The sequence below is a fragment of the Nocardioides sp. zg-1230 genome (assembly GCF_013155335.1).
Lineage (GTDB): Bacteria > Actinomycetota > Actinomycetes > Propionibacteriales > Nocardioidaceae > Nocardioides.
On the sequence record NZ_JABJQZ010000006.1, the window covers coordinates 85,827 to 99,978 of the forward strand.

The window sequence follows — 14,152 nt, forward strand, 5'->3', positions numbered from 1 at the left end:
GCCATGAGCGTACGACGCGTGATGGGCACGGAGGTCGAGTACGGCATCTCCGTGCAGGGGCAGCCGTCGGCCAACCCGATGGTCGCCTCCTCCCAGGTCGTCAACGCCTACGCCAGCTCCACCGTCAAGGCACGTCGGGCGCGCTGGGACTTCGAGGAGGAGTCGCCGCTGCGCGACGCGCGTGGCTTCGACATGGCCCGCCAGGTGGCCGACCCGAGCCAGCTCACCGACGAGGACCTCGGGCTCGCCAACGTCATCCTGACCAACGGCGCGCGGCTCTACGTCGACCACGCCCACCCGGAGTACTCGTCGCCCGAGGTGACGACCCCGCTCGACGTGGTGCGCTGGGAGAAGGCGGGCGAGCAGGTGATGCTCGACGCGTCACGCATGGCGGCGCAGGTGCCGGGGAGCACGCCGATCCTGCTCTACAAGAACAACACCGACAACAAGGGCGCCTCCTACGGCGCCCACGAGAACTACCTGATGCGTCGCTCGACGCCGTTCGCCGAGATCGTCCGTCACCTCACCCCGTTCTTCGTGTCCCGTCAGGTGGTCACCGGCGCGGGGCGCGTGGGCATCGGCCAGGACGGGCGCGACACCACGCCGGAGCGCGGCTTCCAGGTCAGCCAGCGCGCGGACTACTTCGAGGTGGAGGTCGGCCTCGAGACGACCCTCAAGCGGCCGATCATCAACACCCGCGACGAGCCGCACGCCGATCCGGCGCTCTACCGGCGCCTCCACGTCATCCTCGGCGACGCCAACCTCGCCGAGGTCTCCATCTACCTCAAGTCCGGCACCACCTCGCTGGTGCTCGCGATGATCGAGGACGGCTTCATCGACCGCGACCTGAGCGTCGAGGGGGCCGTCAGGGCGCTGCGCGAGGTCTCGCACGACCCGACACTGCAGCACCTCGTCACCCTGCGCGACGGCCGGCGGCTCACCGCGGTCCAGCTGCAGCTGGAGTACCTCGACCTGGCCCGCAAGTACGTCGAGGACCGCTACGGCGCGGACGCCGACGAGCAGACCGTCGACGTCCTCGCCCGCTGGGAGTCGGTGCTGACCCGCCTCGAGCGCGACCCGATGGAGTGCGCCGGCGAGCTCGACTGGGTCGCCAAGCTCAAGCTGCTCACCCAGTACCGCGACCGCGACGACCTCGACTGGGACGATGCAAAGCTGCACCTCATCGACCTGCAGTACGCCGACGTACGTCCCGACAAGGGGCTCTACCACCGCCTCGCTGCGGCCGGGCGCATCGAGCGGCTGCTCGACGACGCCACCATCGAGGCGGCCATGCACGACCCGCCGGTGGACACCCGCGCCTACTTCCGTGGCCGGTGCCTCGACAAGTACGCCGACTCGGTGGCCGCCGCGTCGTGGGACTCGGTCATCTTCGACCTCCCCGGTCGCGAGTCGCTCCAGCGGGTGCCGACCATCGACCCGCTCCGCGGCACCCGCGCCCACGTCGGCGAGCTGATCGACCGCAGCGACTCCGCCCAGGCGCTCGTCGCGGCCATCACCCGCTGACGCTGCCCCGCCGGCCGCGACTCGCCCCGTCCGCCGACGGTGAACGTCCTTGTGGCGTCGGTGGGAGTGGATAGGGTCGAGACATGGCCCAGGAGCAGAAGCAGCCGCGCAAGTCCTCGCAGGAGGAGACGGCGACCGAGGAGGTCGTGGAGACCGACGTCGCCGAGCGCAAGGAGATGATCGACGAGGACGTCGACGCGATCCTCGACGAGATCGACGAGGTCCTCGAGACCAATGCCGAGGACTTCGTGAAGTCGTTCATCCAGAAGGGCGGGCAGTAGCCGCATGAGCGACTCCCGCCTGCCGACGTCGTACATGACGCCGGGCACGTCGAGCTTCGCCGACTTCCTGGGCGCCGAGGCGCCCGACCTGCTCCCGTCGCGGCGCGCCGTGCCCACCGGCAGTGCCGGCGACCTGGCGCCCCACGGCACCACGATCGTCGCGGCCACCTTCGAGGGTGGCGTCGTCATGGCCGGCGACCGCCGCGCGACGATGGGCAACATCATCGCCCAGCGCGACATCGAGAAGGTCTTCCCGGCCGACGAGTTCTCCGTGGTCGGCATCGCCGGCACGGCGGGCCTGGCCGTCGAGATGGTGCGGCTGTTCCAGACCGAGCTCGAGCACTACGAGAAGATCGAGGGCACCACGCTCTCGATGGACGGCAAGGCCAACCGCCTCGCCGCCCTCATCCGCGCCAACCTCGGCCTGGCGATGCAGGGCCTCGCTGTCGTGCCGCTGTTCGCCGGCTACGACCTCGCCGCCGGCCAGGGCCGCATCTTCAGCTACGACGTGACCGGCGGGCGCTACGAGGAGACGGCCTTCCACTCCGTGGGCTCGGGCTCGCTGTTCGCCCGAGGGTCGCTCAAGAAGCTCTACCGTGACGACCTCGACACCGAGGGAGCGGTCACGGCCGTGGTCCAGGCGCTCTACGACGCCGCCGACGACGACTCCGCCACCGGCGGTCCCGACCTCACCCGGCGCATCTTCCCGGTCGTCCACGTGATCACCCCCGACGGCGGCCGCCGCCTGCCCGACGACGAGGTGTCCGCCATCGCCGACCGCATGATCGCCGCCCGGATGCAGCGGCCCGACGGCCCGGTCGCACCCCTCACCTGACGTAGGAGTCCAGACACATGTCCATGCCGTTCTACGTCTCGCCCGAGCAGCTGATGAAGGACCGGGCCGACTTCGCCCGCAAGGGCATCGCCCGCGGTCGCTCGGTCGTCGCCGTGCAGTACGCCGACGGCGTGCTGTTCGTCTCGGAGAACCCGTCCCAGGCGTTGCACAAGGTCAGCGAGATCTACGACCGGATCGCCTTCGCGGCGGTCGGTCGCTACAACGAGTTCGAGAACCTCCGCATCGCCGGCGTACGCCTCGCCGACATGCGCGGCTACGCCTACGACCGACGCGACGTGACCGGCCGCGGGCTCGCCAACGCCTACGCCCAGACGCTCGGCACGATCTTCTCCTCCGGGGGCGAGAAGCCCTACGAGGTCGAGATCTTCGTCGCCGAGGTCGGCGACACGCCCGAGGCCGACCAGCTCTACCGGCTGACCTACGACGGGCAGGTGGCCGACGAGCACGGGTACGCCGTGATGGGCGGCGCCGCCGACGTCGTCGCGGGCCACCTCGCCCAGCACTACGTCGCCGGCGCCTCGCTCGAGGAGACGCTGCGGGTGGCGGTCGCGGCGCTGGGCCACAGCGAGACCGACGACCGCGTCATCCCGGCAGGCGACCTCGAGGTCGCCGCGCTCGACCGCACCCGCAGCCAGCCCCGCAAGTTCGTGCGGCTGCGGGAGGCCCGGCTCACCGAGATCCTCGGTGCCCGCAGCAACGAGCAGGCCGACACCCCCGCGCCCGAGGACGCCCTCGCCGGGTCCGGGCCCCGACACTCCGGCCAGGACGACCCGGCCGACCCCACCGACCAGGTCTCCGGGGCCACGCCGCCCCTCGAGGACCCCGTCACGGCGGAGCCGCCGGTGGCCCCGCCGGTTTCACCCCCGGTCGCCCCACCGGTCGCCCCGCCTGCCGAGCCGACCGACCCGGCAGCTCCCGGCGAGCCGAGCCCCCCGGCGCCGCAGCCGCCGACCCCCGGTGCGCCTCCGCCGCCCACGGAGCCCGGCGAGCTCTGAGCGGCCCCGGCGTCAGCGCAGGTTGAGCCCCGGCCACTCCGCGGTGGGCTCCGTGGGGATGCCGCTCAGGCGTCGGCGGTAGCGCACGAGCGGGCCGAACTCGTCCAGGGCGGTCCACAGGCGTTGGTGGGCGGCCCAGGGGAGGGGCCCGGAGGGACGCACGTTGCCGTCCGGGCCGAACTCGTGCCAGGCGTCGCCGAAGCCGATCCAGGCGGGCGTCCAGTCGGCGGCGTCGTCCCACGCTCCCTGCCGCTGCTCGACCAGGCGCCGGCGGAGCTGGAACTCCGTCCGGGGCCCGTCGACGACGACGGGGGCCGAGCGCACGGGCCACAGCCACAGGTCGTCGGTCATCACCCGCAGCTCGAGGTCGGCCACGCTCCGCGGCTCGACCAGCACGGTCGCGACGAGATGACGGGGCCCCATGGGAGGACGCTCACCCGGGCGGGCCGGCGGCGTCAAGCGCTGCGTCCACCACCCCGCGCCCCAGCCGGACCTGGGTGGCGCGCCACATTTCGCCGCCGGATGACGCCCGAGGCGTGGTCCGCGGTCCTAGGGTGTGGTCATGGACCGGCGCATCTTCGGCATCGAGAACGAGTACGGCGTCACGTGCACGTTCAAGGGGCAGCGCCGGCTGAGCCCGGACGAGGTCGCCCGCTACCTCTTCCGCAAGGTCGTCAGCTGGGGACGCTCGTCCAACGTCTTCCTCCGCAACGGCGCCCGGCTCTACCTCGACGTCGGCAGCCACCCGGAGTACGCCACCCCGGAGTGCGACGACATCGTCGACCTCGTCACGCACGACAAGGCGGGCGAGCGCATCCTCGAGGGCTTGCTCCTCGACGCGGAGGCCCGTCTGCACGAGGAGGGCATCGCCGGCGACATCTACCTGTTCAAGAACAACACCGACTCGGCCGGCAACTCCTACGGCTGCCACGAGAACTACCTGGTCGGTCGGGCGGGCGAGTTCAGCCGGCTCGCCGACATCCTGATCCCGTTCCTGGTGACGCGGCAGATCGTCGTCGGCGCGGGCAAGGTCGTGATGACCCCGCGCGGGGCGTCGTACAGCGTGAGCCAGCGTGCCGAGCACATCTGGGAGGGCGTCAGCAGCGCCACCACCCGCAGCCGGCCCATCATCAACACCCGCGACGAGCCGCACGCCGACGCCGAGCGGTTCCGCCGCCTGCACGTCATCGTCGGCGACTCCAACATGAGCGAGACCACGACGCTCCTCAAGGTGGCGTCCTGCGACCTCGTCCTCCGGATGATCGAGGAGGGCGTCGTGATGCGCGACCTCACGATGGAGAACCCGATCCGCGCCATCCGGGAGATCAGCCACGACCCGACCGGCCGGCGCAAGGTGCGCCTGGCCAACGGCCGCGAGGCGAGCGCGTTGGAGATCCAGGCCGAGTACCTCGCCAAGGCCCGCGACTTCGTCGACCGCCGGCAGATCTCCACCCCGACGATCGAGCGGGCGCTCGACCTGTGGGAGCGCGGACTCAAGGCCGTGGAGTCCGACGACCTCGGTCTGGTGGACCGCGAGATCGACTGGGTCATCAAGCTCAAGCTCATCGAGCGCTACCGCGCCAAGCACGGCCTGTCCCTCGGCGATGCCCGCATCGCCCAGCTCGACCTCGCCTACCACGACATCCACCGCGGTCGCGGGCTGTACTACCTGCTCGAGAAGCGCGGTGCCGTCGCCCGGGTGAGCAGCGACCTGAAGATCTTCGAGGCCAAGAGCGTCCCGCCGCAGAACACCCGCGCACGCCTGCGCGGCGAGTTCATCCGCCGCGCGCAGGAGCGCCGTCGCGACTTCACGGTCGACTGGGTGCACCTCAAGCTCAACGACCAGGCGCAGCGCACGGTGCTGTGCAAGGACCCCTTCAAGGCCTACGACGAGCGCGTCCAGCGCCTCATCGACGGCATGTGACCGCGTCACGTAGCGGCGCGCACCTGCACGCGCCGGTGTCGTGGCGTGGCGCGTGGGGTCTGCTGGATAGGGTGTCCGGGCAACGCCGACCGATTGAACAGGTGAATCCGTGTCTCGTGTACGTTCCGCTGCCCTCAGCGGTGTCCTCTCCCTCAGCATGCTCGGACTGGCCGCCTGCGGCTCCGGGTCCAGCGACGCCGAGGAGGGCGGCGCCCCCCTCAGCTCGGTGACCATCGAGGGCGAGCAGGGCAAGGAGCCGAAGGTCACCTTCGACGGCCGCCTCGACGGCTCCGAGGCGGAGACGGAGGTCCTGGTCGAGGGCGACGGCGAGGAGGTCGCCGACGGCGACACCGTCGAGGCCCACTGGTGGATCGGAAACGGCTTCACCGAGGAGGAGGCGCAGACCACCTGGACCAAGGGCGGTGCGCCCCAGTCGGTCGAGCTGAACGACGAGGTCCTGCCGTTCCTGCGCGAGGCCGTCATCGGCAACCAGGTCGGTGACCGCATCGTGATGCTCGCCGGCGCCGAGGACGCCTTCGGCGAGGGCGGCCGTCCCGACATCGGCATCGGCAACCGCGACGCCGTGCTGGCAGTCGTCGACATCCTCGGTCGCTCCGAGACGGTGCCACCGGTGCCGCCGCTCGACGGCCCCCAGGGCGAGGAGAAGAAGCCGGCTGGCTGGGCCCCGGAGCTGATCGAGGAGGACGGCGTCATCACCGGCCTCGACTTCAGCACCGCCCACAAGCCCACCGGCAAGCTGATCGCCACCACGCTGGTGAAGGGCGACGGCGCCAAGGTGGAGTCCGGCCAGACCCTCACCGTCGACTACCTCGGGCAGGTCTACAACGCCGAGGAGCCCTTCGACGAGTCCTACAGCAAGGAGCCGGCGGAGTTCCCGATCGGTGTCGGCCAGGTCATCCCGGGCTGGGACGAGCGGCTCGTGGGTCGCACCGTGGGCTCGCGCGTGATCCTGGAGATCCCGCCCGCCGACGGTTACGGCGAGCAGGGCAACGAGCAGGCCGGCATCAAGGGCACCGACACGCTGTTCTTCGTCGTCGACATCCTCGGCGCTTCCTGACCCGTCCGGACAGCGCACGACACGAGCCAGGGGAGAGGGGGAGGTCAGGCATGGTGCAGCCACGGGCGGAGCGGCTGATGAACCTCCACATCCTGCTGCTCGGCGCCAAGCGCTTCATCGGCAAGGACGCGATCCGCGAGGCGTGCTACCCCGAGCACGCCCGCGGGCCGGCCGGTGACGAGGCGTTCGAGCGCGCCTTCGAGCGTGACAAGGACGCGCTGCGACAGATCGGTGCCGTCATCGAGGTCGGCAGCGCCGACGCGTTCTTCGACGACGAGATCGGCTACCGCATCCCGACCGAGCAGACCTCGCTCCCCGAGATCCGCTTCGAGTCCGACGAGGCGGCTGTGCTCGGCCTCGCGGCCCAGGTCTGGCAGCACGCGACGCTCGCCAAGGCCACCGGTCGCGCGCTCGCCAAGCTCAAGGGCCAGGGCGTCGAGATCGACCCGTCGCGCCTCGAGGTCGTCGCACCGGCCATCAGCGCCGACGAGCCGGCGTTCGAGCCCCTGTGGGACGCCATCGGCAAGCGACGCCAGGTCAGCTTCCCCTACCAGCGCGCCGACGAGGCGCAGCCCACCACCCGCCGGGTCCAGCCGTGGGGCCTCGCCCGCTCGTCAGGACGGTGGTACGTCGTCGGCTTCGACGTCGACCGCGGCGCCGAGCGCGTCTTCCGGCTCTCGCGCATCGTCGGCACCGTCCGCGCGACCGGCAGGTCCGGGGCGTACGACGTCCCCGCCGGCACCGACGTGCGCGAGACCGCCCGGCGGCTCTCGCCGTCGTACCCCTCCGTCCGGGCGCAGGTCCGGGTGCGGCAGGGCACCGGTGTCGGCCTGCGACGGCGCGCCGAGTCGGTGACTCCCATCGAGGACCGTCCGGGCTGGGACGCCCTGGTCGTCGAGGGCCCCGTGCAGGAGCTGTCCGACGAGGTGCTGACCTACGGCGCCGACGTGGTCGTGGAGGAGCCGCGGTCGCTGCGCGACGACGTCGTCGCCCGGCTCCGCGCCGTGGCCGGGGCCGGTGAGGCCTCGTGACCACGCAGACCGGTGACACCGCTCCCGACCAGGTCGCCCGCCTGCTCGCGCTCGTGCCCTACCTCCTGGCCCGCGGCGAGGTTCGGCTCGAGGACGCCGCCGCCCACTTCGGCACCGACGCCGACCAGATCGAGCGCGACCTGCGCCTGCTCTTCATGACCGGTGTGTCGCCGGGGCTGCCCGGCGACCTCATCGAGGTCGACCTCGAGGCGCTGGAGGGCGACCGGATCATCCGGGTCGACAACGCCGACTACCTCGCCCGCCCCGTGCGCTTCTCGCCTGCCGAGGCCACCTCGCTGGTGGTGGCGCTCCGGACGATGGTCGACACCGCGCCCGCCGAGGCCCGCGAGGTCATCGAGCGGACCCTGGCCAAGCTCGAGGAGGCCGCCGGCCAGGACGGTGAGGGACTGCTCCGCCTCCACGTGACCCCCACCCCGCTCGAGAGCAGCGCCGTCGTCCCCGTCCTGGAGTCGGCCCTCGCCCGCGGCCACCAGGTCGAGATCACCTACCACGTGCCCTCGCGCGACCGGGAGTCGCGCCGGGTCGTCGACCCTCGTGGCCTCGCCCGGGTCGAGGACCTGCTCTACCTCGACGCCTGGTGCCACACCGCCGGCGGCGACCGCGCCTTCCGCGTCGACCGGATCGTGGCCGCCACCGAGCTCGACACCCCGGTGGCCGACCCCGGAGCGCGCGCCCGCGACCTCACCGGCGGCTGGTTCACCGACGCAGAGACCACGACGGTCACCTTGCGCCTGGCCCCGCCCGCGCGCTGGGTCGTCGAGTACTACCCGGTGACCGACCGGCGCCCGGGGCCCGACGGCACGATCGACGTCGACCTCGAGGTGGCCAGCGAGGAGTGGGTGAAGTCCCTGCTGCTGCGCCTGGCCCCGCACGCCGAGCTCCTCGCGCCGGCGGCGTACGCCGAGGCGTTCCGGACCGCTGCACGGGCGGCGCTCCGGCTCTACGACGAGGACGGCGTAGACTCCGAGTGACGTCCTGAACGTGATCCACAACACCACCACCAATGACGGAGTGACCAAGATGATCCCGATGATCGGCATGCCGCAGGGCCTCGAGTGGCTCGTGATCCTGGCGATCGTGGTGCTCGTGTTCGGTGCCGCCAAGCTGCCCGACCTCGCCCGCAGCTCCGGCCAGGCACTGCGCATCTTCAAGACCGAGACCAAGGGCCTCCGCGACGACGAGAAGGACGAGTCGGAGACGATCGAGGCGCAGCGCGAGATCGAGGCCCGCAACGAGGCCGAGCGCCAGACGCGCACCGAGACCTCGGGCGAGGTGCTGCGCGAGCGGCGCGACGACACCACCGCCTGATCGACGGAGTCCCGAAGAGCGTGAGGATCGCCCCTCTCGTCGGCCTGTTCAAGGGGCCGCCGCAGGACGCTGTCGGCCCCGACGGCCGGATGGCTCTCGCCGACCACTTCCGCGAGTTCCGGGCGCGGCTGCTGCGCAGCCTGCTCGTGTTCTCCGCCGCCCTGGCGGTGGCCATCGTGTTCCGGCACTCGATCTACGACGCCGTCTACGGCCCCTACCAGGACGCGCAGGAGACCCTGGCGGAGGGCACGTCGATCGCCACGACCAGCGGCGCCGGCGCCGGCCTGCTGCTGTGGCTCACGCTGTGCGGCTTCGCCGCGGCAGTGGTGACGGCTCCCTACTGGCTGTACCAGATCTGGGCGTTCGTGCTGCCCGGGCTCTACGCCCAGGAGCGCAAGATGAGCCGCGTCTTCGTGGCCGTCGCCGGTCCGCTCTTCCTCATCGGCATCGTGCTGGGCTACGTCACCCTGCCGATCGCACTGGAGGTGCTGATCGGCTTCAACCCCGACGGCGTCACCAACCTCATCGACTTCAACGACTACCTCCAGTTCTTCACGCGCACGCTCTTCGTGTTCGGGCTGGCCTTCAACATCCCGGTCTTCGTGGTGCTGCTCAACTTCGCCGGGGTGGTCAAGGGGTCCTCCCTCAAGGCCTACCGGCCCTGGATCGTCATCGGCACGTTCATCTTCGCGGCCGTGGCGACGCCGTCGGCCGACCCGTTCACCATGACGCTGATGGCGGTGCCGATGGTGCTGCTGTTCTTCGCCTCGGAGGCGATCGCGCGGTTCAACGACAAGCGTCGCGCCCGTCGCGCCCCCAACGCCGGGCTCTCGCCCGACGAGCTGTCCTCCATCTGAACCGGCCGCGGGCGGGCTCTGACAGGGTGGACCCATGCAGGGCACCATCACCGACATCGACCCGTTCGACCTGCCGGAGTGGCTCGGCACCGACGACGTGGTCTGGCGCGCCGACGCCGGCCTGCAGACCGGCCACCTCGTCCGGGGGCGGCTGACCGCCGACCCGACCGGCGCCGACCCGACCGGGCCCGGTGTGTCCGACGATCCGGGCGAGATCGTGTGCGACCTCCTCGCCGTCGACGAGGCCTATCCCGCACCCGTCGTGGACGACGCGACGCGACTGCGGGTGCACCAGGCGTGGCGCCACGGGCAGGTCGTCATCGGTGAGCACGGCTCGCGGATGGTGCTGGCCGTCCCCGGGACCCGGTTCGGCCCCGAGCTGGTCCTGGAGGCCCTCAGCCGGCTGGCCCGTGCGGTGGGCGCCCGCGCCGAGCGGTACGCCGCCCTGCTGCGGCTCGGCTGACCCGTCGGCTGACCCCAGTCCGGCCGAGGTGCTCCGGCGCCCGGAGCGTCGGGCCGGACGGTCGGTGCCGGGGGATAGGGTCGCGCCATGCACGACCCGGCTGTGCCCGACCGCCCCGTGCGGGGGCGCGAGATCGCCCTGCTGACCAATCCCACGTCGGGCCGCGGCCGCGGTGCGCGGCACCGTGACGCCGCCCTGGCACGCCTCCGGGAGAGCGGCTTCGTGGTCCGCAACCTGCAGGGCCGCGACGCAGACGAGGCCGCCGACCTGGCCCGCGCGTGCGTCGCCGACGGGGTCGATGCTCTCGTGGTGTGCGGCGGCGACGGGCTGGTCCACCTCGGCGTGCAGGCCGTGGCCGGCACCGGCACGCCCCTCGGCCTCATCCCCAGCGGCACGGGCAACGACGTCGCCCGCTACCTCGGTCTCCCGCGCACCGACCCCGTCGCGGCCGCCGACCGGATCATCGCCTCGCGACAGCGGACCATCGACCTGGCCCGCAGCGGCCAGCGGTGGTTCGTGACCGTGCTCGCAGCAGGCTTCGACGCGATCGTCAACGAACGGGCGAACGCGATGACGTGGCCCCGCGGGCAGATGCGCTACAACCTCGCGACGCTCGCCGAGCTGCGCACCTTCCGTCCGATCCCCTACGTGCTCGAGCTCGACGGCGAGACGATGGAGCACGAGGCGATGCTCGTCGCCGTGGGCAACGGCCCGTCGTTCGGGGGCGGCCTGCGGATCACCGAGGGCGCCCTCCTCGACGACGGCCTGCTCGACGTCGTGGTGATCACCCGGATGAGCAAGCCCAAGCTGGTCCGCTCCTACCCGCGGCTGTTCACCGGCCGGATCGACGGCGTGGCCGAGTACGTCCACCGGCGGGTCCGCACCGTGACCATCGCGGCGCCCGGCATCGTGTCGTACGCCGACGGTGAGCGCTTCGGCCCGCTGCCCCTGACGGTGGAGTGCGTCCCCGGCGCCCTGGACGTGATTGCATGAGGACCCCATGAGCGAGCCCGACGACCAGCCCACGCCCGCCGAGCGCTACGCAGCCTTCCAGCGCGACAAGCCCTACCCGATGCTCAAGGACTTCGAGGGCCTCTACGGCTTCGAGCTCGACGACTTCCAGCTGCGCGCGTGCCGCGAGATCGAGGACGGCCGCGGTGTCCTCGTCGCGGCCCCGACCGGGTCCGGCAAGACGGTCGTCGGCGAGTTCGCCATCCACCTCGCCCTGCAGACCGGGCGCAAGGCGTTCTACACCACGCCGATCAAGGCGCTGTCCAACCAGAAGTACGCGGACCTGGTGAAGCGATACGGCGCCGACAACGTCGGCCTGCTGACCGGTGACAACGTCGTCAACGGCGAGGCGCCCGTGGTCGTGATGACCACCGAGGTGCTGCGCAACATGCTCTACGCCGGGTCGCGCACGCTGCTCGGCCTCGGCTTCGTGGTCATGGACGAGGTCCACTACCTCGCCGACCGGATGCGTGGCGCGGTGTGGGAGGAGGTCATCATCCACCTGCCGGAGTCGGTGACGCTCGTGTCCCTGTCCGCGACGGTCTCCAACGCCGAGGAGTTCGGTGAGTGGCTGGCCACCGTCCGCGGCGAGACCACCACGATCCTCGAGGAGAAGCGCCCCGTCCCGCTGTTCCAGCACGTCATGGTGGGGCGCCGCCTGCTCGACCTCTTCGCGTCCTCCGACGTCGACGCGAGCGCGGGCTTCGTCAAGGAGGGCGCGCCGGTCAACGACGAGCTGACCCGCATCGCCCGCGACGACTGGGCCAGCTCACGGCTGATGCGCGACCGTCGCTCGCCCCGCAAGGGCAAGCCCGGGTCGTCGAAGAACCCCCGCGCCGTCGGAAACGGGCGCCGCGTGTGGATCCCCAGCCGCGTCGAGGTCGTCGAGCGCCTCGACCGCGAGGGCCTGCTGCCCGCCATCGTGTTCATCTTCAGCCGCGCCGGCTGCGACGCCGCGGTCACCCAGCTCGTCCAGGCCAACACCCGCCTCACGACCGCCGCCGAGCGCGACGAGATCTTCGCCCGCGTGGAGGAGGCCTCGCGCACGCTGCCCGAGGAGGACCTGCACGTCCTGGGCTACCACGAGTTCCTCGACGGCCTCACCCGCGGCGTCGCCGCGCACCACGCCGGGTTGCTGCCGGCCTTCAAGCAGGTGGTCGAGGAGCTGTTCCAGGAAGGTCTGGTCAAGGTCGTCTTCGCGACCGAGACCCTCGCGCTCGGCATCAACATGCCCGCCCGCACTGTCGTGATCGAGAAGCTGTCCAAGTGGAACGGCGAGACCCACGCCGACCTGACGCCGGGGGAGTACACCCAGCTCACCGGGCGTGCCGGGCGACGCGGCCTCGACATCGAGGGCCACGGCGTCGTGCTCTACCAGCCGGGCATGAACCCGCGCGAGGTCGCCGGCCTCGCCTCCACGCGCACCTACCCGCTCCGATCGTCGTTCCGGCCGTCCTACAACATGGCGGTCAACCTCGTGCACCAGTTCGGTCGCGCGACCTCACGCGAGCTGCTCGAGCAGTCCTTCGCGCAGTTCCAGGCCGACAAGGCCGTCGTCGGGCTCGCCAGACAGGTGCACAAGGCCGAGGAGGCGCTCGAGGGCTACCGGGAGGCCGCGACGTGCCACGTCGGCGACTTCATGGAGTACGCCGCCCTGCGGCGCAGGATCTCCGACCTGGAGAAGGGGGCCGCGCGGGAGCGTCGGCAGGACCGGCGCGAGGAGGCGATGCGCTCGCTCGGCAAGCTGCGACCGGGCGACGTGATCCACGTGCCGGCCGGCAAGTTCAGCGGCCTTGCGGTGGTGATCGACCCGGGCCACTCCGGCGACGAGCCGCGCCCCTACGTCCTCACCGCCGACCGGCAGGCGCGGCGTCTGGCGCCGATGGACTTCCCGACCCCCGTGGAGGCCATCGGCCGGCTGCGGATCCCCAAGTCGTTCAACGGTCGCAACCCCGCCATGCGCCGTGACCTCGCGACCGCCCTGCGCGCCAAGGCCCACGGGCTCGACGCCCCCGGCGAGCGGCGTACGAGGCAGCGCGACTCCTTCAGCGACACCCCGACGGACCGCGAGATCGGCCGCCTGCGCGCCGACCTGAAGGCCCACCCCTGCCACCAGTGCCCCGAGCGCGAGGACCACGCCCGGTGGGCCGAGCGCTACTTCAAGCTCGAGCGCGACACCGAGACCCTCAAGAGGCGGGTGGACAACCGCACCAACACCGTCGCCCGCACCTTCGACCGCGTCTGCGACGTCCTGACCGCGCTCGGCTACCTCGAGGGCGACACCGTCACCGAGAAGGGCTCGCACCTGAGGCGGATCTACACCGACATGGACCTCGTCGCAGCCGAGGCGATCCGGGCCGGCCTGTTCGACGGTCTCGCCCCGTCCGAGCTCGCGGCGGTGCTGTCCGCCCTCGTCTTCGAGGCACGGCGCGCCGATGACTCCTCCTCACCCAAGATGCCCGGCGGCCAGGTGCGACCCGTGCTGGGCGAGCTCGTCCGCCTCTGGGGCCAGCTCGATGCGCTCGAGCGCGACCACCGCCTCGACTTCCTCCGTGAGCCCGACATCGGCTTCGCCTGGGCGGCGTGGCGCTGGGCCGAGGGCGACGACCTCGACGACGTGCTGATGGTGACCGGCCTGTCGGCCGGCGACTTCGTGCGCTGGATGAAGCAGCTGCTCGACCTGTGCGGCCAGGTCGCCGACGCCGCGGGGGAGCGGGAGCTGCGCGACACCGCGCGCGCGACCGCGCGGTTGCTCAAGCGCGGCGTGATCGCCTACAGCGTCCTGGCGGAGTAGGCGCCGCTG

General features: G+C 71.8%; 14 protein-coding genes. 13 read left to right on the forward strand and 1 reads right to left on the reverse strand.

Annotation, left to right across the window (positions count from 1 at the left end; all coding sequences use genetic code 11):
- The first annotated feature begins 3 nt into the window (after positions 1–3).
- From dop to prcA, 4 genes are all read left to right on the forward strand, one after another.
- The gene (gene dop, locus HOO61_RS18640; RefSeq protein WP_172261242.1) at positions 4–1,524 is read left to right on the forward strand and encodes a depupylase/deamidase Dop; all 1,521 of its coding nucleotides are present in this window, start codon (positions 4–6) and stop codon (positions 1,522–1,524) included.
- An 83-nt stretch (positions 1,525–1,607) separates the two neighbouring features.
- The gene (locus tag HOO61_RS18645; RefSeq protein WP_172261243.1) at positions 1,608–1,805 is read left to right on the forward strand and encodes a ubiquitin-like protein Pup; all 198 of its coding nucleotides are present in this window, start codon (positions 1,608–1,610) and stop codon (positions 1,803–1,805) included.
- Positions 1,806–1,809: 4 nt separating this feature from the next.
- Complete coding sequence (gene prcB, locus HOO61_RS18650; protein ID WP_172261244.1) at positions 1,810–2,640, forward strand: proteasome subunit beta; 831 nt, start codon at positions 1,810–1,812, stop codon at positions 2,638–2,640.
- A gap of 17 nt (positions 2,641–2,657) precedes the next feature.
- Complete coding sequence (prcA, locus tag HOO61_RS18655) at positions 2,658–3,656, forward strand: proteasome subunit alpha (RefSeq protein WP_172261245.1); 999 nt, start codon at positions 2,658–2,660, stop codon at positions 3,654–3,656.
- A 12-nt stretch (positions 3,657–3,668) separates the two neighbouring features.
- Here the strand turns inward: prcA and HOO61_RS18660 are convergent, their stop codons facing one another.
- Positions 3,669–4,079 carry a hypothetical protein gene (locus HOO61_RS18660; RefSeq protein WP_172261246.1) on the reverse strand — a complete coding sequence of 137 codons (411 nt, stop codon included), beginning with the start codon at positions 4,077–4,079 and terminating at the stop codon, positions 3,669–3,671.
- A 139-nt stretch (positions 4,080–4,218) separates the two neighbouring features.
- On the opposite strand from HOO61_RS18660, the gene pafA reads away from it, so the two are divergent.
- The 9 genes from pafA (at position 4,219) to HOO61_RS18705 (ending at position 14,143) form a co-directional block, all read left to right on the forward strand.
- Entirely contained in the window at positions 4,219–5,580 is a 1,362-nt protein-coding gene (gene pafA / locus HOO61_RS18665; RefSeq protein WP_172261247.1) for a Pup--protein ligase, read from the forward strand.
- Between the two features lie 109 nt (positions 5,581–5,689).
- The gene (locus tag HOO61_RS25025) at positions 5,690–6,658 is read left to right on the forward strand and encodes an FKBP-type peptidyl-prolyl cis-trans isomerase (RefSeq protein ID WP_172261248.1); all 969 of its coding nucleotides are present in this window, start codon (positions 5,690–5,692) and stop codon (positions 6,656–6,658) included.
- A gap of 50 nt (positions 6,659–6,708) precedes the next feature.
- Entirely contained in the window at positions 6,709–7,689 is a 981-nt protein-coding gene (locus tag HOO61_RS18675) for a YafY family protein (protein ID WP_172261249.1), read from the forward strand.
- Positions 7,686–8,681 (forward strand): WYL domain-containing protein, encoded by a 996-nt coding sequence (locus tag HOO61_RS25030; RefSeq protein ID WP_172261250.1) that lies wholly within the window; start codon positions 7,686–7,688, stop codon positions 8,679–8,681. The genes HOO61_RS18675 and HOO61_RS25030 overlap by 4 nt, the downstream gene beginning before the upstream one ends.
- 49 nt (positions 8,682–8,730) lie before the next feature.
- Positions 8,731–9,018: a Sec-independent protein translocase subunit TatA gene (tatA, locus tag HOO61_RS18685; protein ID WP_172261302.1), complete on the forward strand. Its 288-nt coding sequence runs from the start codon at positions 8,731–8,733 to the stop codon at positions 9,016–9,018.
- A gap of 20 nt (positions 9,019–9,038) precedes the next feature.
- The gene (tatC, locus tag HOO61_RS18690; RefSeq protein WP_367650251.1) at positions 9,039–9,875 is read left to right on the forward strand and encodes a twin-arginine translocase subunit TatC; all 837 of its coding nucleotides are present in this window, start codon (positions 9,039–9,041) and stop codon (positions 9,873–9,875) included.
- A gap of 34 nt (positions 9,876–9,909) precedes the next feature.
- Entirely contained in the window at positions 9,910–10,338 is a 429-nt protein-coding gene (locus HOO61_RS18695) for a hypothetical protein (RefSeq protein WP_172261251.1), read from the forward strand.
- Positions 10,339–10,425: 87 nt separating this feature from the next.
- Positions 10,426–11,331: a diacylglycerol kinase gene (locus tag HOO61_RS18700; protein ID WP_172261252.1), complete on the forward strand. Its 906-nt coding sequence runs from the start codon at positions 10,426–10,428 to the stop codon at positions 11,329–11,331.
- A gap of 7 nt (positions 11,332–11,338) precedes the next feature.
- The gene (locus HOO61_RS18705; RefSeq protein WP_172261253.1) at positions 11,339–14,143 is read left to right on the forward strand and encodes an RNA helicase; all 2,805 of its coding nucleotides are present in this window, start codon (positions 11,339–11,341) and stop codon (positions 14,141–14,143) included.
- Positions 14,144–14,152 lie beyond the last annotated feature (9 nt).